Raw genomic sequence first — 23,501 nt, 5'->3', positions numbered from 1 at the left:
TGTGTTAAAATAAATGAGGGTTTGCAAACCACAAATAAAAAACACAGGAGGCCCCAAATGGACAATAATAGTTTGGCGCATACAAAATGGGAATGCAAGTACCACATAGTATTTGCAATGGTGTTTTCAATCACACATCGCTGTGTGAATTTCACCAGGGCGAGCTGTTACTCCATTTAACAATACCTTTTGAAGAAAAGCCAAAGACTAATTTGCAGGGCGATAATCTAAGGTACTACCGTCAGCGAAAACAGATGACAACAAGGCATATAGCAGAAAAGCTGGATATTGTACCAGCGACTGTTACGATGTATGAAAACGGAAAGCAGTCTATCCCTTATGATGTAGCTGTCAAACTGGCAGATATTTTGGAAATTGAAGCGTCCTTGCTCTATGATGATTTCTTCCGTTTCCTTGCCGTACCCTATACCGAAGTGCTAAAGAGCGTTAGAACGGCTCTGGGGCTGTCGCAGAAGGCTTTTGCAGAGCAAATAGAGATTGCACCCGGTTATTACTATAAGCTCGAAGGAGGCAATCGCAGACCGTCACGAAAGATTTATCGGAAGATATGCGCTATGCTCGAAGCCACTCAAAAATTACAGGTATTTAACCTAACGAAAACGTGATATAATGAGCGCAAGAGAGCCAACATGCTTGCATGATTGGCGAACGGCGAATTGGATCATGATAGTTGCGAAGCAACGGTAAGCACCGAAGGTGCGAATCATGATATAATCAAAATATATTTGAATGAGAAATATGGAGGTAGCTTATGGGCGTAAGTTATAACAGATTGTGGAAAATGCTCATAGATAAAAATATGAAGCGGATAGAGATGCAGTACCTCACCGGGATCAGTGGAAACATTCTTGCCCGAATGGGAAAAAACCAGTATGTATCAATGGAGACGATTGAGAAGATTTGCAAGAAACTGGTCTGCACCGTTGATGAGATGATGGAGTTTACAGATGATGAGTAACAGGAGCAGACATGTCAATTATTAAAACTGGCAGAATGCGTCAGAAGTCGAAAAAAGATAACACGGCGGATACGGCATAAATCTCTTAGCAAAGCTAAGAGCGCACTTCTATACAGGCAATTACATTTGCCTGTATCGTGCGACCTGCGGTGCCATTCTCAGTTTAAAAAAATCTCAAAATGGAAAATACAGCGAAATCAGAGATTTCATACAAGGGGATTCTCCCATTGCGGCATAGGTGCCTATTCCCAATAAAGTTTGTAACTTGATATTTCAGATACAGGCATATAAAGTGATAGAAAGCGTGAAATATAAATTTGAAGGGCGATAATAAATGAAGTATTTATATTTGCATGGACTAGGGCAAAAACCAGACAGTTGGAATAGAGTAATAAAAGAAACGAAAGTATCGAAAAGCAGTTGCAGTTTGAGTTTATCAGAGATGTTAGAAGGGAAAGCTGCTACATATAAGGAATTATATTCAGCATTCTCATCAGAATGCGACAAGGAGAACGAAGAAATTGTCTTATGTGGGCTTTCTCTGGGAGCTGTTTTGACACTTAATTATACGATAGACCACCCGGATAAAGTAAAGGCACTCGCATTAATTGCAGCACAATATAAAATGCCAAAAAAATTATTGAAAGTTCAGAATATCTTGTTTCATCTTATGCCGAATTCGGCATTCAATAAAATGGGGTTCAAAAAAACAGATGTTATTAACCTATGTGGTACGATGGCTGAATTAGATTTCAGTGACTCACTTCATAAGGTGTTTTGTCCGGTATTAATCGTTTGTGGAGAGAAGGACAATGCAAACAAAAAAACTTCAAAAGAACTTTGTCATTATTTGAACAATTCCAACTTCCATGAACTTATTAAAACAGGTCATGAAGCAAACATAGAAGCTCCGGAAGAGTTGGCAATCGTGTTGCAAAGATTTTATGATAGTATCAATTAGCTTCCCGTTTATCGGGAAGTCGCAGAGAACGAAAAAACGGTATTTGGAGGTATTCACTATGAAAAAGATTATAACCGTAATGCTTTGCATTGTGCTGGTTCTTCTCTTTGCCGGATGCGGAAAGAACGACGATACATCAAAAGTGGAAATTGATTATGGAGCATCTTCCGTTTATTCAAAAGAAGAAATAGACTCTGCCATTGAGATTATAAAAAAGCAGTTCGCTTCGTTTGAGGACTGTGAATTGCATAGCCTTTCTTATATGCCGGATGAAGAATGCAACAATGCAGATAACATTGAATGGATGAACGATTTAAGAACGGATGATAATAAAGAAGCCTTTACGCAATGTATTGCATTTGAAAGCAGTTTCCGTTCGCCGGAAAAAGGTGGCGGTGCATGGGAAGCTAACGAAGAATACACTTGGTCATGGTGGCTTGCACGGAGTGAAGGCGGAGAATGGAATCTGATGACTTGGGGTTATTGATAAGAGTAGAAAATTCCAGTATTATTGACCAAGAAATTAAGGAGGATTCATAATGAGTGAGAAAACAGAGATTACTTTCATGCAAACAAGATTAATCCGGCTTGCTTCAGAAGAGTGGCATTTACCTGTTGAACAGATTATCCACTTGTTTAAAGAAGCCGATGTTCTTGGATATATAGAAAAATGTTATGGGATTTTTCATTGTGAAGGTGATGAAGCTGTGCTTGAAGATATTACTGAATTTTTGCAAAGAAAGGGGATAGAGATTAGTGCTTGATTTAAAAGATGGATTTGTTCTCTATCATGGAAGTTATTGTGAAGTAAAAGAGCCAGATCTTGCCAAATGTGCAAAGAGAAAAGATTTTGGGCAGGGATTTTATTTAACCACATCCAAGGAGCAGGCAGAAAGTTTTCTGAGAACCTCAATAGCCAAAGCAATCGCAACCGGAACAATTGAAGAGGGACAGAAGTTTGGATATATTTCAACTTTTGAATTCAACCTTTCAGGAAATCTTGAAACGCATATTTTTGAAAATGCAGATGTAGACTGGTTACATTGCATTGCAGCTCATCGAAAGAAAAAAATGTTCATCGAAGTTGAACGTGAAATGGCAAGGTATGATATCATTGCAGGAAAGATTGCGGATGATGCGACAAATGCAACTCTTACAGCCTACCTTGCAGGGGCGTTTGGAACAGCAGGTGATCAGGAAGCAGATGATTTTTGTATTAAACAGTTGCTGCCAAATAAATTAAAAGATCAATATTGCTTTAAAACGGAAGCAGCTATTGAGTGTCTGAAATTTGTGAAAGGTGAGAAGATATGGCTGAAGTAACAATTCCAAAAGAAAAAATGGATTATACAATCGACCTTCTTATCACTATGGTGACAGAAGAAATCGCAGAAGAGACGGGCAAGGACAGAAAAGAGGTATTGACAGATTTTCTATGTTCAAAGACAGGAAAAGCACTGTATGATGAGAAAACAAAACTGTGGTGCAATGGTCCGGCATATATAACCGAATTGTATAGGGAAGAACTAAAGAAATCCTGATATGGAATGTGAGTTTAAATTTATACAGCAATGGCGAGCAAAACTTTTATTCCATATAGAGCAACAATTAAATATTTCAAAAACGCTGAGGTCAGCATTTCCTAATCATGGAACAATGACCTCAGTTTTTTTATACCCAGGAATCGGCATTTATGAATAAGCCGGTTCTTTTTATTTACAGAAAAATGAAGGAGGACGACAAAGTGAGCAGAGCAAAAAATCCGAAATATGAATCCATGTCGCTGGAAGAATTGAAGGCAAATATGGAAAAGAGCAGACAGGAACTGGAGGCAGCAATTCACCACAAGGTAATGAACCAGATGCGGAACAGCAGTTACAACAAGAGTGTTGTGCGGCAGACTTATATATCTGCTTCGCAAAAAGACAGACAAGAGATTGCCGAAGCAGTTCAAAAGACAGAGAAGGGAGATGACAGTTAATGGCAAGAAAAGTCTCACGTGGAGAATGAAATGTCTGAAATGAACCTGCCAGAAACTATGCTAGCTGTGAGATATGCCATGCACAGCTCGGGAAAGAATTCCCTCGCTGTCGGGCTGTCGCCCTATAAAATAGCAAAAAAACGTCCTCGCAAGTAAACTTGCAGGGCGTTTTTTCACCATTTTGCATGGCTCGTAGCGTTCACAAAATCTTCACAAAAAATTAGCACTCACCTCTTGACAGTGCTAATGATACGTGCTATATTACATATAGAACAAAGGAAGAGAGAAAAATAAAAGATCTCCTGGAGTTCGGAAGTAAAAATGAAAACAATAATAGCTGGCATATTTGTCAAGTAAAGAATGGAGGAATGACTTATGTTAATGCCCAGTGTATTTGGAAGAGATATTTTTGATGACTTTATGGATGGTTTCACATTTCCTGATGTGGACAAGGAGCTTTATGGTAAGCACGCCAAGAATGTGATGAAGACAGACGTCAGGGAGTCAGAGGATGGATATGAGGTGATCGTTGATCTGCCTGGCTTCAAGAAGGATGAGATCGAGGTTCAGCTTGAGAATGGATACCTGAACATCTCAGCAGCCAAAGGCCTTGATAAGGACGAGACTGATAAGAAGGGTAAATACATCCGTAAGGAGCGTTATGCGGGTTCCATGAGCAGAAGCTTCTATGTAGGTGATGATATCACCGAAAATGATATTCATGGCAAATTTGAAAACGGCATCCTGACACTGGATGTTCCGAAGAAGGAAGCCAAGGCAGTAGAAACCAAAAAGCATATAGCAATCGAAGGATAATGGCAGCGGCATGATGCAGCTGACCCCAGGTGAAGAAGACCCGGAGCTTTCGCTCAATGTCATTAAGTTAAGATGACAAAACCAAAGATCTCAGTATTAGAAATAATACTGGGGTCTTTTTTTGTCTCAAACACTTGACATTAAAATCAAAATGTGCGGCCGCTTTCGCTATTGAACGATAACGATGTAGCGAAAGCGGCCCTTGTAATTAAGAAAACCGCTGTTTGCAGAGGGTAGCTATGGCTATCGTCCGAACAGAAGTGCAAAAGATGCAATACTCAAGGTTAAGGAGTATGCAGAACAAGGCTATACATTTGCTGTAGTCCTTGACTTGTCAAAGTACTTCGATACTCTTAATCACGAAATTCTCATCAATCTTCTCCGGAAGAATGTAAAGGATGAGCGCGTAGTACAGCTGATAAAGCGCTATCTGAAAAGTGGTGTAACGGAAAACGGAGTAGTCATTGATACAGAGGAAGGCTCACCACAAGGTGGAAATCTATCACCATTGCTGGCAAATGTCTACCTCAATGAGTTCGACCAGGAATTCTTGAAAAGAGATGTTCCATGCATAAGATATGCAGATGACATCGTGCTTCTTGCAAAGAGCAAGCGAGCATCAGAGAGACTCTTGGAAAGCAGTACAAAATATCTTGAGGAGAGGCTGAAACTTACAGTCAACTGAGAAAAGAGCCGTACTGTCAGCGTATTTGCAATCCGAAATTTTAAATTCCTTGGCTTTGCATTGGGAAGGAACGGAAAAGGCATTTATGTCCGAGTTCATCCGAAGTCATGGAAGAAGTTCAAGTCCAGACTGAAGGAGTTATCTTCCCGCAAGCAATGTCAGTCGATCAGGCCAAGCCTTGAGAAAATCAAGGTGTATGCGAGGGAATTTAGCCACAGCCTACCAGTCTGTGCACGTCAACTCTTGAAAGCGCCGTATACCGAACGGTACGTACGGTGCTGTGAGAGGACGGCGGTTAGTCACCGCCTCCTACTCGATTTCAGAATTTGTTTCTCAGCTTTCGGTATTCTCTCGGTGAATATCCTTTCAGCTTGTGAAAAAGCCGACTGAAATATAGCTGGTTATCATATCCGACGATTTTAGAGATTTCATTGATGGAATAGGTTGTTGCATCAAGTAGCATCTGAGCATTGTTGATCCGGATTCCTACGATGAATTGCATTGGTGTGGAACCGGTGTATTTTTTGAAATTCCGGATAAACCAGCTGACACTCATTCCTCGTGAGGCTGCGTAATCCTCTATGTTGATGTTCTGATTATAATTTTCGCTGAAATAGGTAACTGCAGTGTTCATTTCCTGATCCAGGTATTCGTTTTTCAGAATATGTTCCCGTGTCAGTTCTCGGTGGAAATTGATTAGCAGATGACGAAGCAGAAGAACAAGCATTTCCTCATAGTCGTTTTGACAGTGTTGAAGCTCTATGATAATACTCTTGAAAATCCGTTCATATTCCATAGATGTGCCGATTTGGAAAACTCGTTCTTTATCCGGAAACCCATATTGACGTAAGATATTTTTCACATTGCTTCCTGTGAAGTGAACCCAGTATACTTCTGTCTTATCTTCTCCATAATATTCATATTTCTGAAGTTCCTTCGGTCTGTACAGCACAATATTACCGGCGGGAACAATCGTTTCGTTATCTACATTGTCAAAATGAAAATGCCCACAACCAGCAGTGATATAGATGATCTGATAATCCAGGCGTCCCTTTGGACGGTAGGTTGGCAATTTTGGATAGCTGGAAAGGCGATAAGTGCCACAGCTTCCTACAATCAGTGGACGACTTTTGTTTTTGAAATCCATGTGGGAGTGATTCAGATAACCAGTATTCATATACATAGAGCAGCACCTCTTTTCACGCTTTTTATTATTGTATTATTTAGTGCATATTTTATCCAATCTAATTCATAGACATATTTTGCAGAATAAGATAAGCTATATATAACATAACAAAGGAATGCAAGCATATAAGTAAAGTATTAAGGTTTATTTTAGAAAAGCAAAAAACAAAAAAGTATATGTATTGAAGGAGAGCTATTTATGATTGTACCACGTTATTATGAAAACTTAAACGTACTGCACGAAAACACAATGCCAGCCAGAGCCTATTATATTCCGGCATCCAAAAGAATGGATAATTTGGTGGAACACAGGGAAGAATCAGACCGTATGCAGTTATTAAACGGAACTTGGGAATTCCAGTATTTTACCAGCATCTATAATATTAAGGATTCTTTCTTTGAGAAGAATTATGATACAGAAAATTTTGATGAGATTCAGGTTCCAAGTGTATGGCAGATGGCAGGATATGATACACATCAGTATACAAACATCCGGTATCCGTTTCCATTTGATCCACCATATGTGCCGCAGGATATTCCGTGTGGAGCCTATGTACATAATTTTGAGTACAGTAGAGATGAGAAAGCACCAAAAGCTTTTTTGAACTTTGAAGGAGTAGACAGTTGCTTTTATGTATGGATCAATGGTTCTTATGTAGGATACAGCCAGGTTTCCCATATGACCAGTGAGTTTGATGTTACAGATGTACTTCAGGATGGAACAAATACGGTGGCAGTGTTGGTAATGAAGTGGTGTGATGGTTCTTATTTGGAAGATCAGGACAAATTCCGTATGAGTGGTATTTTCCGGGATGTGTACATTTTGAAACGTCCAGAGCAGGCAATCAGCGATTATCATATAAAATCAAAGATTGAGGATATACTTGCAAAGGTAGAACTTGATGTGAAATTCTACTCTCCAACAAATGTAAAAATTTCGATTGAAGATAAAAATGGAGCAGTTGTAGCACTAGGAAGTATTGACGAAGAAGGAACAGCTGTATTAGAAATCGCAAGTCCGGAACTTTGGAATACAGAAAATCCATATCTGTATAAACTGATTCTTGAAACAGAAAATGAAGTAATTGTGGATCACATTGCATTAAGAAAGGTAGAGATTAAAGACCAGGTCATTTATCTAAATGGACAGAAGATTAAATTCCGTGGAGTCAATCGACATGATTCCGATCCGGTTACGGGATTTACAATCAGTCTGGAACAGATTACAACCGATCTTACGTTAATGAAGCAGCATAATTTTAATGCGATCCGTTCCAGCCACTATCCGAACGCACCATTTTTCTATGAAATGTGTGACAAGTATGGATTCATGGTGATAGATGAAGCAGATATTGAAGCTCATGGTCCATTTATGATTTACAGAAAAGAAGACACCGATTACAATCGGTTCAAGCGATGGAATGAGAAGATTGCAGATGATCCGGTATGGGAAGAGGCAATCGTTGATCGTGTAAAACTCATGGTGGAACGTGACAAAAACCGTTTCTGTATTGTTATGTGGTCAATGGGAAATGAGAGCGCTTATGGCTGCAACTTTGAAAAAGCACTAGAATGGACAAAGAATTATGATCCAGACCGCATCACACAATATGAGAGTGCAAGATACCGTAATTATGATAAAACATATGATTACAGCAATCTGGATGTGTATAGCCGGATGTACCCGGCACTTTCCGAAATTCAGGAATATCTGGATAAGGATGGAAGCAAACCCTTCCTCTTGGTAGAGTACTGTCACAGTATGGGAAACGGTCCTGGAGATTTTGAAGATTACTTCCAGATGATTCAGGATAATGACAAAATGTGCGGCGGCTTTGTCTGGGAATGGTGTGACCATGCGATTGCTCATGGAACTGCTGAGAATGGAAAGACTATATATGCTTATGGAGGCGACCATGGCGAAGAAATTCATGATGGCAATTTCTGTATGGATGGATTAGTATATCCGGACAGAACAGTACACACAGGACTTTTGGAATACAAGAATGTTTATCGCCCGGCAAGGGTTATTTCCTATGACAAAGAAAGTGGAGAACTGGTGCTTCATAACTACATGGATTTTGATGACTTGAAGGATTATGTGAAGATCAGTTATGAACTGACACAGGATGGTCTTGTGATCAGCAAAGGCATACTTCCGGAATTTTCTGTGGCACCACATGGGGAAGGAAAAACAAGCCTGAAGATTAATGTTCCAGAGAATGGGAAATGTTATTTAAAACTTATTTACCATCTGAAAAAAGAATTGCCACTGTTGAATGAAGACCATATCCTTGGATTTGATGAAATTGAGGTAAGTAAAGATGATGCAAAATGTAAACTTGCAGAGAAATGGATGCAAAAGACAGCAGTGGACTCTGAATTACAGGTAAATGAAAATGATACACAGATTCATATCAAGGGGCGTGAATTTGCTTATACCATAGACAAACGTACTGCACTCTTTACAGAGATGAAATTCGCAGGGCTGGAATACTTGAACCATCCGATGGAATTAAATATTTGGAGAGCTCCAACAGATAACGATATGTATATCAAGTCTGAATGGAAGAAAGCCCGCTATGATAAGGCTTATACAAGAGCCTATACGACAGAGGTTGTGCAGGGAAAACATGGTGTAAAAATTACAAGCCATGCTTCCATTGTGGCAGAGACAGTGCAGAAGATCCTTGATGTGAAAATTACATGGACAATAGATGCGGCAGGAAAAATAGACGCAACTATTGAGGCAGCAAAAGATGGAGAGTTCCCAGATTTGCCAAGATTTGGTGTGAGGATGTTCCTGGATAAGAAACTTGCAGATATCAGATACTTTGGAATGGGACCGCAGGAGAGCTATCGTGACAAGCATCAGGCAGCGAGTCACGGTCTGTACCGGGCAAATGTAGGGGATTTACATGAGGACTATATCCGCCCACAGGAAAATGGAAGCCATTACGATTGTGAATATGTAGAGCTTAACAACAGCCGATATGGAATTGTGGTATCCGCGGAAAATGCCTTCTCATTCAATGCTTCTTATTATACACAGGAAGAACTTGAGAAGAAAACGCATAATTATGAATTAATAGAATCAGATAGTGTGGTATTTTGTGTTGACTACGCATTAAATGGCATTGGTTCTAATAGTTGTGGACCAGTTGTATTGGAGCAGTACCGATTTGATGATGTATTATTCCGGTTCCAGTTTACACTGATACCGTATGTAAAGGGATAAAATTCTAAGTGCGATGAAGATGAGGAGCAAAGAAATTCGATGGAAGAAAAAAAGTATTTGAAATGGTATAACAAAATTGGATACGGATCAGGTGATATTGCAGGTAATGTAGTCTATGCGTTCCTGACATCTTTTATGATGGTCTATCTGACGGACTCAGTAGGACTTGCTGCAGGTGTCGTAGGTACCCTGATTGCCGTATCAAAACTATTTGATGGTTTCACGGATATATTTTTTGGATCAATGATTGACAAAACACACAGTAAAATGGGAAAAGCGAAGCCATGGATGCTATACGGATATATTGGTTGTGCCATTACGCTGGTCTGCTGCTTTACAGTACCGGTCAGTTTGGGAACAACGGCTAAATATGCGTGGTTCTTTATTTCATATACACTGTTAAATGGCGTGTTTTATACAGCAAACAATATTGCTTACTCAGCACTTACGTCACTGATTACAAAGAACAGCAAAGAGCGTGTACAGATGGGATCTTACCGTTTTATTTTTGCATTTTCAACAAGTCTTCTGATTCAGGCGATTACAGTTGGATTTGTAGATAAATGCGGTGGAGATACTGCGGCATGGAGAACGGTTGCTATTATCTATGCAATCATTGGTCTGGTCGTAAATACGATTTCAGCACTTTCTGTTAAGGAACTTCCGGAGGAGGAACTTAATGAAGGAGAAGTAAAGAATGATAATGAAAAGTATGGAATGGTACAGGCATTCAAGCTTCTTGTCAAAAACAAATATTACATGATGATTTGTGGAACATATATTTTACAGCAGTTATATGGTGCCATGATTGGAGCTGGCATTTATTACATGACATGGGTACTGAAAAATAAGAATTTGTTTGGACAATTTGCGTGGGCAGTAAATATTCCACTGATTATTGCCCTGATTTTTACACCGACATTAGTTGGTAAGTGGAAAGGCATGTATAAACTGAACTTAAGAGGTTATGTCTTAGCAGTCATCGGTAGAGCACTTGTTGTTGTTGCCGGATATATGGGTAGTGTTCCGCTGATGATGGCGTTTACAGCTCTTGCAGCCTTAGGTCAGGGACCATGGCAGGGAGATATGAATGCTGTTATTGCATCCTGCTCTGAATACACTTATCTTACACAGGGAAAGAGAATTGATGGAACGATGTACTCTTGTACTTCTCTTGGTGTAAAAATCGGTGGAGGTATTGGAACCGCTGTTGTTGGATGGATGCTTGAGTTCAGTGGATATGTCGGAACAAATGCAACTCAGCCACAGTCTGCACTTGATATGATGCAGTTCATGTATCTTTGGCTTCCGTTAATCTTTGATGTATTGATTATGTTTGCACTTTCAAGAATGAATGTTGAAGATGCAAATAAAAAACTGAAAGCAGAAAAAGGAATTGCTGCAGATGAAGTAACAGATAAATCGGACATAAATTAGAATTGACAGGAAAAAGCGTTGTCTGGTAGCTGCTCGATGAGACAGTGGTTTTTCTATATATAAAGTGATAGAACTGTATTTTGAAAATAAAAAAGGACCACCTCGTTTTTGTGAAATGGTCTCAGAAAAAATATTCAGTTTTCACAAAATAGTCCTTTTAGTATTTATACATGGTATGGATGCTCAAAATATTCAGCGTAGAATACTAAAAGGTTATTCAGATATTTTTTAAGATTGCTCATTTGTAATTCCTCCTTTCCTTATTTACAAGTTGATTATAAGACAGGTGTAAAAGAATTGCTTGCCAAATCGAAAGAAGAGATAGACAAATGTTGCAAAGGGGAGTATTTCATGCAATTAAAATATGTTGACACAAAAGAGGAGATCATAGCAATAAATAGGAAGTCAAAACATATTGAACCACATCTTCATAATGCACTGGAGATTGTTTGTGTAACGAGTGGGACATTAGAGCTTGGTGTCGGACAGGAACTTTACCATATGGAAAAAGGAGATATAGGCTTTGTATTTCCAAATGTTATTCATCACTATCAGGTACTGACACCTGGTGTAAATAAAGCGACTTATCTGATTGCATCGCCATTTACGATTGCCAAATTTGCAGATATCATGCAATCCATGGCTCCTGAATACCCAATCATCACAGCGGAAAAGGTTGAATCAGAGGTATATAGGGTTATAAATGCAATTTTAGAGACAGAACAGTCGGATATCACTATTGCACAGGCATATCTTCAAATTGTGTTTGCGCGCTGCATAGGAAAACTGAATCTGGTAGAGAAGAGTCATGTGGGGAGCAAAGACCTTATTTACCAGACGGTTTCCTATATATCAGCAAATTTCAAGAAAAAGTTATCATTGGAAGAAATGGCAAAAGACCTGGGGGTGAGCAAATATGTTTTATCCAGACTCTTTTCCAAAACATTCCATAGAAACTTTAATCAATATCTTAACGATGCAAGGCTGAACTATGCATGCCATCGCTTGGAAAATACAAGCGATTCTATTACAAATATTTGCCTGGATAGTGGATTTGAAAGCCAGAGGACATTTAACCGGGTATTCAAGGAAAGATATAAAATTTCGCCAAGTGACTATCGAAGTACATGTGTGAATGATATGCAGTCATAAAATGTTCGATAACTGGAAAATGTTGTAAGTAAGATACATAAAGTTGTACTTAAAATGAATACACAATATGTTTAGGAAAATACCTGGAGGTCGGAGTACATGAAAGAACTGTTACATGAACTGCAAAGTCAAGTTTCAGTCTTACAAAATCTCTGGAAACCCATCTCGTACAGTTGAATAATGAAAGGGGATGTGCTACGATTGTATAGAGATGTCGATCACGGCAGCTTATTTAACGGATAAGCTAGGGGGGAGCTTTATATGGCCACACAAAAGCAAAAAGGTATTAAAAAGCAACTGACGAAAGGATTTGTGAAAGTAGCAATAATCGGTGCGATTGCGGCAGTTATTGGAATCGTAGCACTACTGATCGCAGCGATGCAGTATGAAAAGGCATTGAGCCGATACGGATTTACACAGGGAGATATCGGTAAAGCGGTCGCGGCATTTTCGGAGAGCCGGAGCGCATTACGTGCAGTAGTAGGCTATGATGACAAAGCAGTGATAGACAAGCAGATTGAACTGCATGACCAGAAAAAGGCAGCGTTTGAGACTTACATAGATGAATTAAACCGCTCAATCAAATTCACCGAAGGCAGGGATGCCTATAATAAAGTATTGCAGGAACTGGACGGGTACTGGGAATTGGATGCACAGGTATTGGAACTGGCTACTTCCGATGACGAGGACGGATATCTGAAGGCGCAGGATCTGGATACCGGAGATCTGACCGCACAGTACGAACGGATATATGCGGAGTTTGTAGACCTGATGAATCTGTGCGTCGAAAAAGGAGATCAGGCGGAGGTAGATCTGCGTCATATGGAGCTTTTTATGCTGATCGCGATTCTGGTTATCGTAGTGATCTCTTTCTGGAGTTCTGTGGTATTAGGCAAGAAAATGGCAGGAAATATCGAAGAACCGATGATAGCGCTGGCAGATCGACTTCAGACTTTTGCACAGGGAGATCTGAATAGTGCATTCCCGGACAGAAACACGGAAGATGAGATATCCTATATGATACAGGTCGCAAAAGGCATGGCTGCTGACCTGAATCTGATCATTACGGATGCAGGAGAATTGTTGGGACAGATGGCGGAGGGTAATTATGCCATCGGTACTAAGATCGAAGAGAAATATGTAGGACAGTTTGTGGCACTGAAAGATGCCATGCGTAAGATGAACCGACAGATGAACAGCACCTTACAGCAGGTAGAAGAGGCCGCTAAGCAGGTATCTGCCGGATCGGAGAATCTTGCACAATCTGCCCAGGCGTTGGCAGAAGGAGCAACAGAGCAGGCAGGATCTGTGGAAGAACTGACGGCAACCATTACGAATATCACAGATGCCGTGTCACGTACAGCCGGCGAACTGCAGAGGACGACGGAAAAGGCTGAGAATTATGCACAGCAGGCGGATGCAGAGCATACGCAGATGAGATCATTGATGGAGGAAATGGACCGAATCAATGAAACATCTAAAAAGATACAGAATATTATTGCTGACATTGAAGATATTGCGAGTCAGACGAACCTGTTGTCTCTGAATGCGGCAATTGAGGCGGCCAGAGCAGGAGAAGCCGGACGGGGATTTGCAGTGGTGGCAGAACAGATCCGTAAACTGGCCGAACAGAGTGCACAGTCGGCAGTAGATACCAGAAGCCTGATCGAGGGATCGCTGCAGGAGATCAAGAATGGCAACCAGGCAGCGGAGGCAGCAGCGGAATCTCTGGAGCAGATCGTTACGGGAGTCAAGGAGATGGCGGCAGATGCAAAACGATTGAGTGAAGAGTCTGCTGCGCAGGCACAGGCGATGCAACAGGCAGAACTTGGTGTGAATCAGATATCGGAAGTAGTGCAGTCGAACTCTGCGGCAGCAGAGGAATCGTCTGCTACCGGTGAGGAATTATCCGCACAGGCATATGCATTAAACGATCTGGTAGGAAAGTTTACCCTACGTCGGGATTAAGTGCTAATTAAAAAATGAAATAAATACCGGTCTTAATAATCCGTAAATAGTGGAGAATTAAGATCGGTATTTTTTATAACATAAAACTTTCATTATAACTGAAATTTTCATTTCCGCATTATCTAAGGTTGCATACCAAATCGAAGCCCAATAACTACACGGAATCATGTCTGTGATTTGGGCGCTGAATAAAGAACGGTGCTGTGAGAGGACGGCGGTTAGTCACCGCCTCCTACTCGATTCATAGGAAATTACGTCTTATGAATCAAAAAAGTCCTCCGAGTCCTCCGAGCCGGATTCTTTCTTATTGCAGCTTTTCGTCGATTGCGTTATGATAAAACAGAGTTCACAGATGAAATATGTGATATAACACAGGATAGATAAGGAAAAGGGATGAATCTAAAGAACAGGATTTTTTCAGAAAAAGAAGTAAACACCGGCAGACAGGTGGAGATGGATATTGCCAAGGTGGTCTTTGTGATCTTTGTAGCAATGGTGCACTGTACCATTGACTGTGTACCGGAAGAAGCACTAAACAGCGGACTTCCTTATATTTTTGATACGGTGATCGGAGGCCCCATGATCGCACCGGGACTGATGTTTTCCATGGGAGCCTGTCTTGTCTATGGCAGGAAGAAGGAATGGAATGACATTGTCAGAAGAGGGGTGCAGATCTTTCTGCTTGGATTTCTTCTGAACCTGTGCCGTTACACGATCCCGGATCTGATCGGATATGCCATTTCTGGAGACAGGGATATGTTTCTTTCTTCTATTATATATCAGACCTTTAATAATGATATTTTCCAGCTTGCAGGACTTGTGCTGATCACGATAGGCATTTTTATAAAGCTTGGACTGTCTGATGTAAGTATGATCCTGATCGCACTGCTCTGTTCTGTTGTGGGAACCATGCTGAACGGAACTGATACAGGGAATATGGTATCCAATATCATTCTTGGATATTTTATTGGAACAGAGGATGCGGCAGGACAGGTGATGTCCTATTTTGTTTATATGAACTGGCTGATCATGCCGGTAAGCGGGTATGTATTTGGCAAAAGGCTCCGCAGGATAAAGGACAAAGCACTTTTTTACCGGATCGCCAGTACGGCATGCTTCCTTGTTACACTGCCGTATTTCCTGATAAAGATCAACAGCCGGCAGGGAATGTTCGGTGAGGGAGAGCTGTGCTATTATCATATCATTATGCCGGATGTCCTGATCTGTATCACGACAGCAGTCACCATGTTTGGTATTTACTATTTTATAGGAAAGCATTTATCTGAAAGAGCGGTGAAGCTTGTATACAGGATTGGCACGGATATGACGGTATTTTACTTTATCCACTGGATCTTTGTTGCACTGACCGTGCAGCTCTGTCTGAATCTGGTCAGGGGGACACAGCTTCTGCCCACGCCGATGATCCTGCTGCTGGCAGTGGTGATCACAGCAGTGTCCCTGATACTTGCAGATATCTGGAATAGTAAGATCAGAAAAGGATTTCAAAAGGGGAAAACAGAACATGAAGAAAAGAAAACTAAGTACTAAGGTGATTCTGGCAGTAGTGTTTTTTGCACTGCTGATCATTGTGGCAACCTGCTTATCTGTGGTGCTGCGCTACCGGAAGGACATTATGGAAAGATACAGCAGCCAGGGCTTTGCCTATGCCAGGACGGCAGCAGCCTATATTGATGGGGATACGATAAAAAAGTATCTGGAGACCGGACAGAAGGATGCTTATTATGATGAGATTGAAAGCTTTCTGAATGCCAGTCAGGAAAATTCAGCCCTGAAATATTACTATGTTTACGTACCCTGTGAGGATGACCTGATTTATATCTGGGATGCCAATAAGGATGAAGGAGCCTGTGATCTGGGAGATCATGAGGATTATATGGAGGGAGGAAGGGAGGTTTCCTTTGCTGCCTTTCAGAAGGATCCGGAAGAACAGGTTCTTATATCCATGGATGAAACCTATGGGTACATTGCATCAGTAGTAGCACCGGTCTATGATAGTACGGGAAAGCCGGTGGCTCTTGTAGGTGTGGATATTTCCATGCCGGGAGTAAAGGAAAACATTGCCCGTTTCATTCTGACGACCAGCATCAATATCATCATCGTGATCCTGCTGTTCAGCATCGCATTGCTTGTGGTAGTCAGACAGAAGCTGCTCCGTCCGATTGGACTTTTAAACAGGGCATCCCAGAAGATGGTCGAGAACCTGGAGAAGGAAGAGACAGTTTCCATTGATATCCGGACAGGGGACGAGGTGGAAGAGCTGGCCAGATCCTTTGAAAGGATGTATGGGGAAGTAAAGGATTACATAGCACGCCTTTCTGAGGTGACAGCAGAAAAGGAAAGGATCGGTGCGGAGCTTTCAGTAGCGACCAAAATCCAGGCAGACATGCTGCCAAGTATTTTCCCGCCTTTTCCGGAACGGACAGACATGGAGATCTATGCGACTATGCATCCGGCCAAGGAGGTCGGCGGCGACTTCTACGACTTCTTCCTGATCGATCCCATGCATCTTGGCGTGGTGATCGCGGATGTTTCAGGAAAAGGAGTGCCTGCAGCTTTGTTTATGGTGATCGCCAAGACACTGATCAAGAACCGGGCACTGATGGGCGGAACACCGTCAGAGATCCTTGCCTTTGTCAATAACCAGCTATGTGAAAATAACGAAGCAGAGATGTTTGTAACCGTTTGGATGGGAATTCTGGATCTGTCTACAGGTGTGATGACAGCAGCCAATGCCGGACATGAGTATCCTGCCTTCCGGAAAGCAGATGGCGAATTTGAACTGATTAAGGACAAACATGGATTTGTTCTGGCAGGACTGGAGGATGTGGCATATACAGATTATGAGATCCGGTTTGAACCGGGAGATACGCTGTATGTTTATACGGATGGTGTGGCTGAGGCAACGAATGCAGAAAGCAAGCTGTTTGGTACAGAACGGATGCTGCAGGCATTAAATGGCAGTCCGGATAAGGCATGCAGGAAGATTCTTGAGAATGTAAGCGGGGGGATTCATGCCTTCGTGCAGGAGGCTCCACAGTTTGATGATATCACCATGGTGGCACTGACATATTATGGAGAAACCGGTGAACATTAATTCCCGTTTTCACCACGGATCACCAGAATATCATTTAATTTGACAACAGTATCTTTTTGCGGCAGAACCGACAGATTATCCCTGAGGATCAGGAAGATAGTCAGCTGGTCTGCCGTTTCTATTTCTTCGATCGTCTTGCCGGCATAGCGTCTGTCGGCAAGAATTTCAGCAATTTCCTTAATATCCGCATTTTTGATATTGGACAGACCACTCTTTCTTTGGTACTGTTCCACGAAGCCGGCGCTGATGATACCGGTAGGGATCGCCACGGCGCCAACACCAAGATAAGCGATACAGATCGCCATGACTTTGCCAAGGGTAGTAATGGGATAGATATCACCATAGCCCACAGTCAGAAGCGTGGACATGCTCCACCAGATCCCGCTGAATGCATTACGGAAGACATCAGGCTGTGCGTCATGCTCGACACTGTACATACACAGGCTGCTTGCCAGCATCAGGATCATTACAATAAAAACAGAGGAGATGATCTGATTCCGCTTTTCATAAAGGACGGTTGTGATGACATTGAAGGAATCATATCTGGAGTTGAGCCGGAACAGATGGAAGATCCGGGCAACCCGCAGCATCCGGAAGATGACAAAGCCGGACAGGAAGAAAAATGGCAGGATCGTCAGGAAGTCTATGATACCGTCAAAGGAAATTAGAAAGCACAGTCTGGAACGCAGTCTGCTTCTGGAAGGATAGAGCAGATCGGCTGTCCAGATCCGGAGTATATATTCGATGCAGAAGATGCAAAGGGTAGCAGCTTCTATCACGTGGAAAAAGCCGGACAGAAAGGACAGCTCCGAGAAGGTCTGGAGAAAAGTAACCACGATATTTGAAAAAATAACAACCGTAATGAAAATATCAAAGGCACGGCTGATCCGGTTACTTTTATCTCCGATCTGTATGATATTAAAAATTCTGGCTTTCAGAGGTAAGGAGTTTTCACTGTTCATAAGTGTGATCCTTTACATACTGATCCATCCAAAGGCATTTGCCACAGAGCTGATCAGGATAATGACGGCAAAGATCGGGCAGAGATATTTGATCATGATCACAAATACCTTTTTCCTTCTGAACCTGCTTTCGCCGTGAAGAACCTCTTCTTCGATCTTATCGACACCAACGACTCTTGAAATGAGGAGAGAGATGGCGATAGCAGCTATGGGCATCATCACGGAGTTGGTTAAAAAGTCAAAGAAATCAAGGAACTGCATGCCAATGATAGTAACAGAAGCAAGTGGCCCATAACCAAGGGATGAGAGACTTCCCAGGACGATCATAATAATACCAACAATAACAGTTGCTTTTTTACGATTCCAGTGAAGCTCATCCTCAAAGGTGGAAACTGCACTTTCTGTCAGGGCGATAGAACTGGTGATCGCAGCAAACAGCACCAGCACGAAGAAGAGTACCCCGATAGCGGAGCCAAGTCCCATGCTTTCAAATACCTTGGGAATGGTAATGAACATCAGGGAGGGACCTGCCTTCAGTGTATTCGGATCACCGCCGGAGAAAGCAAATACAGCAGGAATGATCATAAGGCCTGCCATGATAGCAATGGCGGTATCAAAAATTTCCACATTTTTGGTAGAGTCTTCAATGGAAATATCCTTTTTCATGTAGGAGCCAAAGGTGATCAGGATACCCATGGCAATGGAAAGAGAGTAAAACATCTGCCCCATGGCAGCTACGACTGTCATCCAGGAAAAATTCTGTACATTGGGAACCAGAAAATATTTCACACCGGCAAGTGCACCCGGTCTTGTTATGGAGTAAACAGCAATGATCACAGAAAGCACTACCAGAATAGGCATCATGATCCTGGATACACGCTCAATTCCGTTCCGGACACCGGCATAAATGATAAGCAGGGTGAACAGGGCAAATATAATGAAGCAGATCTCTGTGGAAATACCATCGGAAATAAAGGAAGTAAAGTATTCATCAAAAGCCAGAAGATCACCATGGCCGGTAATATATTCAACAAGATATTTGATGACCCATCCGCCGATCACAGAGTAATAGGGAACGATCAGGATCGGGATAATGGCATTCAGCCAGCCGCCAATGGAAAGGGAAATGGATTTCCCAAAGAAATGAAACGCACCTACAGGACTTTTGCCGGTCATACGTCCAAGAGAGGTTTCAGCAATGATCATGGTGTAACCGAAGGTCAGTGCCAGCAGAATATAGATAAGCAGAAAAATACCGCCGCCGTATTTGGCAGCAAGATATGGAAAACGCCATATATTTCCAAGACCAACGGAGGCACCCGCCGCAGAAAGGACGAAGCCGAGCTTTCCTGAAAATGAACTTCTTTGTTTGTGATTGTGACTCATAAAATTCCCCTTTTTCTTTTATTCTGAGCAGAGTATCTTCTCCTTACCAGGATCAGCTGCTTTTATTGTGCATATGTCGAAAATATAGCATAAAACCTGCAAAAAAGCAATGTTTCAGGCAGCCTGTCAATCATAAATTTTGTTTGACATTTTAAAAAACAGGCAATATAATTACACCAAACGAGTAGCAGATAAGCGTAAATCCAGTTTATCAGCTGCTCGTTTTTATATTGCAAAAAAATGAGCATTGCCATGAAAAGAGAGGAGCTGAAACAAAATGGCGGAAAGCAACAAGATGAAGGAAATGCCGGTGGATAGGCTGATGATCCGGATGGGGATCCCGATGATCTTATCTATGGCGTTGCAGGCGGTCTATAACATTGTAGACAGTGCTTTTGTAGGAAATATGAAAGAGGGAAGTGAAGCGGCGTTAAATGCCTTGACGCTGGTATTCCCGGTTCAGATGCTTATGGTTGCAGTAGGGGTTGGAACAGGTGTGGGAACCAATGCGCTTCTGGCAAGGACACTTGGACAGGGAAACAGTAAAAAGGCTGCAAGGGTAGCAGGAAACAGTCTGTTTCTTGGTGTGATCATTTATGCGGTCTGCCTGGTATTTGGTATATTTGGGGTAAAGGCATATATTACATCGCAGACAGTAGATGTGGAAGTAACTAAGATGGGCGTCAGCTATCTGAGAATATGCTGTGTGATTTCTTTTGGGATTATTTTCTTTTCTGTGTTTGAAAAGCTATTACAGGCAACAGGCCGATCACTTTATTCTACAATCGGACAGGTGGCTGGTGCGGTTATAAATATCATTCTTGATCCGGTCATGATCTATGGTATTGGACCCTGCCCGGAAATGGGAGTGAAGGGGGCAGCCTACGCAACTGTGATCGGACAGATAGCATCTGCAGTATTGCTGTTTTTCTTTCACATTAAGCTGAATAAGGAATTTGAGCACGGAGTGAAATATATGAAGCCAGACAGCGGGATCATCAAAGAAATCTATGCGATCGGACTTCCGGCGATTATCGCGCAGGCTCTGATGTCTATCATGGTTTATGTGATGAATCTGATCCTGAAATTCAGTCCGTCAGCACAGACTGCCTATGGTTTATTCTATAAGGTACAGCAGTTTGTCCTGTTCCTTGCATTTGGACTTCGGGATGCGATCACTCCAATCATCGCGTTTGCTTATGGGATGAGAAGCAGGAAGAGGATTCAGGCTGGAATTAAATATGGGCTTATTTATACCATTGCATTAATGATCCTTGGGACTGCGATCACAGAAATATTTCCCGGGGCATTTGCAGCGCTGTTTAATGTAGGACAGTCGAGAGAATATTTTGTCGGTGCGATGAGAGTGATCTCCATCAGCTTTCTGTTTGCCGGAATCAATGTTGCTTATCAGGGCATTTATCAGGCACTGGATGGTGGTGTGGAATCACTGGTTATTTCGCTTTTGAGACAGCTCATTATTATCCTGCCGCTGGCGGGAATTCTTTCTCTGTTTGTCAGAAATGGTCAGATGGGGGTTTCACTGATCTGGTGGGCATTTCCGGTCACTGAAGCGACCGCATGTCTTGTGGGATATGTATTTTTAAAGAGGATCAGAAAAATTAAAGTGGATGCTTTGGATTAAGGAGGAGTCAGAGATGGCAAAAAGAATTATTACGATCAGCAGAGAATTTGGAAGCGGTGGACGTTTTATCGGAGAAGAGGTCGCAAAGAAGCTTGGGATTGTTTATTACGATAAAAGCATTATTAATGAGATTGCAGAAAAGTCAGGCTTAGCACCGGAATATATTCAGGAAAATGCAGAGCTGTCTCCAAAGAAAGGAGTATTTGCATATGCTCTTGTCGGACGTGATATTACAGGAAGATCAGTTGGGGATATGGTTTATGAGGCGCAGAGAAAGATTATTTTAGATCTGGCAGAGAGAGAGCCCTGCGTGATCATTGGAAGAAATGCAGATTATATTTTAAAAGACCGGAACGATGTGCTGAACGTATTTATCCACGGGGATATGCCGGAAAAAATACAGCGCATCAGTCGGTTATATCGTGTCAGTGAACAGAAGGCTGTCAAAATGATGGCAGATACAGACAAAAGACGTATGACAAATTATAATTTTTATACAGAGCAGAAATGGGGAAGAACCAGCAATTATACGTTGTGCCTGAACAGCTCACAGCTTGGATATGACAGATGTGAGAAGATCATTATGGAATGCAGTAATAGTTGAAATATGGATGTATACCTATTTTGGTGTCATGCTGGCAATCCAGATAGCACAGAAGCTGCTTGATAAATTAGATAAATGTGATATACTGAATATATATGAAAAGAAACCGTGTGAAATTGCAGTTTTGTTAGCACACGGTTTTTTAGAAAACAATGGTTAGATAAGACTAACTTGCATGATGGAAATATACAGGACAGTTTAAAATAGGAAAGCTTTCAATCGTTCGGAATATTTCAAACAAAATAATAGTTTTGGAGAAACTTAGCTGATATTAAGGAGATGATAAGAGATGAAGAAAAGGCATTTTGATGTGGAATTAGACGGATTTTATGGTGCATATTGGAAATGCAAAACAGGCTCAGACTGTGCAATGATTGCCATGATCGGAGATGATCCAGAGGATTATCTGGCACGTGCATCCGTGAAATGGTTACATAAACTCGGTATAAATGTGATGACAATGTCACCTGGAAAAAAGGATTATGGACATCATAATTATCCACTGGAACGTATAGAGAAAGCAATCAATTGGTTAAAAGTACATGGTAATCAGAAGATAGGAATTGTCGGGGTCTCTACTACAGGAACACTTGCATTAACTGCCGCTTCTTATTTTGAGGATATTACATTGACGATAGGTCTGACACCGAGTGACTTTATCTGGCAGGGGTTTATGCAGGGCAAAAAAGATGGCTGTAAAGAATGGCCGATTGAGGGAGAATCTCTTTTTTCTTACAAAGGAGAACCACTTCCGTATATGCCTTTTTGCTACAAACATCCTGACTACTGGCATGTAATCGAGAAAGAAACAAAACGAACCGGTGATATGATTAATTCGAAAAAACTGTTTGATGATTCGGAAAAGGCTCACCCAATCACAGAAGACGAGATGATCAAGATTGAAAAAATCCATGGAACAGTATTGCTGATTGGTGCTGAGGATGATGTGTTGTGGGATACTGCAAAATATATCTGTCGAATGAAACAGCGAATGGAAGAACGCCCGCATATATGCAGATTAGAGCCTGTAATTTATGAGCATGGAACCCATTTCGTTTTTCCAGAGAGCATGCTAAAGACAATGCTTCCGGTTGGATCCGGACTCTTTATGAAGCTGGCATTTCAGGCAGCAAGAAAATATCCGAAAGAATGTCGCAGGGTACGTCTGGATATTGACCAGCGGGTAAGAAATGCAGCTACAGAATGGAAGAGTGCAGATAGATAATTGCCGGAAGAATTTTTATTATATGCGAGTTAGAATAAACTAACAAAAGGAACAAAGATAAAACGAAAGTAAGCAATTTGGTAAATAGTCAAGAAGTATTTTGAAATGCTTTTCATATAAATGGGTAACTTTAATAGACCTACGGCTTGTTTTTCAAAAAAG

At 41.5% G+C, this 23,501-nt stretch carries 22 protein-coding genes and 1 pseudogene; 20 read left to right on the top strand and 3 right to left on the bottom strand.

The window, feature by feature from the left end; all coding sequences use genetic code 11:
* Window positions 1-86: 86 nt before the first annotated feature.
* From OCV77_RS12870 to OCV77_RS12825, 10 genes and pseudogenes are all read left to right on the top strand, one after another.
* Entirely contained in the window at window positions 87-626 is a 540-nt protein-coding gene (locus OCV77_RS12870; protein ID WP_262575410.1) for a helix-turn-helix domain-containing protein, read from the top strand.
* Window positions 627-772: 146 nt separating this feature from the next.
* Window positions 773-979, top strand: a complete 207-nt coding sequence (locus OCV77_RS12865; RefSeq protein ID WP_262575409.1) for a helix-turn-helix domain-containing protein — start codon at window positions 773-775, stop codon at window positions 977-979.
* Window positions 980-1,313: 334 nt separating this feature from the next.
* A complete protein-coding gene (locus tag OCV77_RS12860) occupies window positions 1,314-1,940 on the top strand; it encodes an alpha/beta fold hydrolase (RefSeq protein ID WP_262575407.1) in 627 nt (208 codons plus the stop codon).
* Window positions 1,941-1,998: 58 nt separating this feature from the next.
* On the top strand, window positions 1,999-2,427 hold the full coding sequence (locus tag OCV77_RS12855) for a hypothetical protein (RefSeq protein WP_262575406.1): 429 nt from the start codon (window positions 1,999-2,001) through the stop codon (window positions 2,425-2,427).
* Window positions 2,428-2,479: 52 nt separating this feature from the next.
* Window positions 2,480-2,704 (top strand): DUF3791 domain-containing protein, encoded by a 225-nt coding sequence (locus OCV77_RS12850; protein ID WP_003864584.1) that lies wholly within the window; start codon window positions 2,480-2,482, stop codon window positions 2,702-2,704.
* A complete protein-coding gene (locus OCV77_RS12845; RefSeq protein ID WP_262575404.1) occupies window positions 2,697-3,263 on the top strand; it encodes a DUF3990 domain-containing protein in 567 nt (188 codons plus the stop codon). Before OCV77_RS12850 ends, OCV77_RS12845 begins: the two co-directional genes overlap by 8 nt.
* Window positions 3,251-3,481 (top strand): hypothetical protein, encoded by a 231-nt coding sequence (locus OCV77_RS12840; protein WP_262575403.1) that lies wholly within the window; start codon window positions 3,251-3,253, stop codon window positions 3,479-3,481. Before OCV77_RS12845 ends, OCV77_RS12840 begins: the two co-directional genes overlap by 13 nt.
* A 203-nt stretch (window positions 3,482-3,684) precedes the next feature.
* Complete coding sequence (locus OCV77_RS12835; protein ID WP_262575402.1) at window positions 3,685-3,921, top strand: hypothetical protein; 237 nt, start codon at window positions 3,685-3,687, stop codon at window positions 3,919-3,921.
* Between the two features lie 375 nt (window positions 3,922-4,296).
* Entirely contained in the window at window positions 4,297-4,737 is a 441-nt protein-coding gene (locus tag OCV77_RS12830; RefSeq protein ID WP_118798691.1) for an Hsp20/alpha crystallin family protein, read from the top strand.
* A 214-nt stretch (window positions 4,738-4,951) separates the two neighbouring features.
* Window positions 4,952-5,626 (top strand): annotated as a pseudogene (locus tag OCV77_RS12825) (reverse transcriptase domain-containing protein); the annotation flags it as partial.
* Between the two features lie 115 nt (window positions 5,627-5,741).
* Here OCV77_RS12825 and OCV77_RS12820 read toward each other — a convergent pair.
* Complete coding sequence (locus tag OCV77_RS12820; RefSeq protein ID WP_262575400.1) at window positions 5,742-6,605, bottom strand: AraC family transcriptional regulator; 864 nt, start codon at window positions 6,603-6,605, stop codon at window positions 5,742-5,744.
* Window positions 6,606-6,806: 201 nt separating this feature from the next.
* On the opposite strand from OCV77_RS12820, the gene OCV77_RS12815 reads away from it, so the two are divergent.
* The 6 genes from OCV77_RS12815 (at window position 6,807) to OCV77_RS12790 (ending at window position 17,517) form a co-directional block, all read left to right on the top strand.
* Window positions 6,807-9,845 carry a glycoside hydrolase family 2 TIM barrel-domain containing protein gene (locus OCV77_RS12815; RefSeq protein ID WP_262575399.1) on the top strand — a complete coding sequence of 1,013 codons (3,039 nt, stop codon included), beginning with the start codon at window positions 6,807-6,809 and terminating at the stop codon, window positions 9,843-9,845.
* 39 nt (window positions 9,846-9,884) lie between these two features.
* Window positions 9,885-11,282, top strand: a complete 1,398-nt coding sequence (locus tag OCV77_RS12810; protein ID WP_262575397.1) for an MFS transporter — start codon at window positions 9,885-9,887, stop codon at window positions 11,280-11,282.
* Between the two features lie 351 nt (window positions 11,283-11,633).
* Window positions 11,634-12,434 carry an AraC family transcriptional regulator gene (locus OCV77_RS12805; RefSeq protein WP_262575395.1) on the top strand — a complete coding sequence of 267 codons (801 nt, stop codon included), beginning with the start codon at window positions 11,634-11,636 and terminating at the stop codon, window positions 12,432-12,434.
* Between the two features lie 261 nt (window positions 12,435-12,695).
* Entirely contained in the window at window positions 12,696-14,402 is a 1,707-nt protein-coding gene (locus OCV77_RS12800) for a methyl-accepting chemotaxis protein (RefSeq protein WP_262575394.1), read from the top strand.
* Between the two features lie 393 nt (window positions 14,403-14,795).
* Window positions 14,796-15,950 carry an acyltransferase family protein gene (locus tag OCV77_RS12795; protein ID WP_262575392.1) on the top strand — a complete coding sequence of 385 codons (1,155 nt, stop codon included), beginning with the start codon at window positions 14,796-14,798 and terminating at the stop codon, window positions 15,948-15,950.
* On the top strand, window positions 15,925-17,517 hold the full coding sequence (locus OCV77_RS12790) for a PP2C family protein-serine/threonine phosphatase (protein ID WP_262575391.1): 1,593 nt from the start codon (window positions 15,925-15,927) through the stop codon (window positions 17,515-17,517). The genes OCV77_RS12795 and OCV77_RS12790 overlap by 26 nt, the downstream gene beginning before the upstream one ends.
* Here the strand turns inward: OCV77_RS12790 and OCV77_RS12785 are convergent.
* Together OCV77_RS12785 and OCV77_RS12780 are read right to left on the bottom strand one after the other, a co-directional pair.
* Window positions 17,514-18,479, bottom strand: coding sequence for an ion transporter (locus tag OCV77_RS12785; RefSeq protein ID WP_262575390.1), 966 nt, complete (start codon window positions 18,477-18,479; stop codon window positions 17,514-17,516). The two genes, OCV77_RS12790 and OCV77_RS12785, sit on opposite strands and share 4 nt — an antisense overlap.
* A gap of 12 nt (window positions 18,480-18,491) precedes the next feature.
* Window positions 18,492-19,865, bottom strand: a complete 1,374-nt coding sequence (locus OCV77_RS12780) for a sodium-dependent transporter (protein ID WP_262575389.1) — start codon at window positions 19,863-19,865, stop codon at window positions 18,492-18,494.
* A 277-nt stretch (window positions 19,866-20,142) separates the two neighbouring features.
* Between OCV77_RS12780 and OCV77_RS12775 the strand changes: the two genes are divergently transcribed.
* The 4 genes from OCV77_RS12775 to OCV77_RS12760 all read left to right on the top strand — a co-directional run bounded on the left by OCV77_RS12775 (window position 20,143) and on the right by OCV77_RS12760 (window position 23,339).
* Window positions 20,143-21,510: an MATE family efflux transporter gene (locus OCV77_RS12775; RefSeq protein ID WP_262575388.1), complete on the top strand. Its 1,368-nt coding sequence runs from the start codon at window positions 20,143-20,145 to the stop codon at window positions 21,508-21,510.
* Window positions 21,511-21,523: 13 nt separating this feature from the next.
* Window positions 21,524-22,114, top strand: coding sequence for a cytidylate kinase-like family protein (locus OCV77_RS12770; RefSeq protein WP_262575387.1), 591 nt, complete (start codon window positions 21,524-21,526; stop codon window positions 22,112-22,114).
* Complete coding sequence (locus tag OCV77_RS12765; RefSeq protein WP_262575477.1) at window positions 22,080-22,274, top strand: hypothetical protein; 195 nt, start codon at window positions 22,080-22,082, stop codon at window positions 22,272-22,274. The genes OCV77_RS12770 and OCV77_RS12765 overlap by 35 nt, the downstream gene beginning before the upstream one ends.
* Window positions 22,275-22,403: 129 nt before the next feature.
* Window positions 22,404-23,339: an acyl-CoA thioester hydrolase/BAAT C-terminal domain-containing protein gene (locus OCV77_RS12760; RefSeq protein ID WP_262575385.1), complete on the top strand. Its 936-nt coding sequence runs from the start codon at window positions 22,404-22,406 to the stop codon at window positions 23,337-23,339.
* Window positions 23,340-23,501: the final 162 nt, after the last annotated feature.

Source organism: Suilimivivens aceti (assembly GCF_025567405.1).
Taxonomy (GTDB): Bacteria; Bacillota; Clostridia; order Lachnospirales; family Lachnospiraceae; genus Suilimivivens; species Suilimivivens aceti.
The sequence above is the reverse complement of the archived record's forward strand: the minus strand, read 5'-3'. Positions and strand labels throughout refer to the sequence as shown.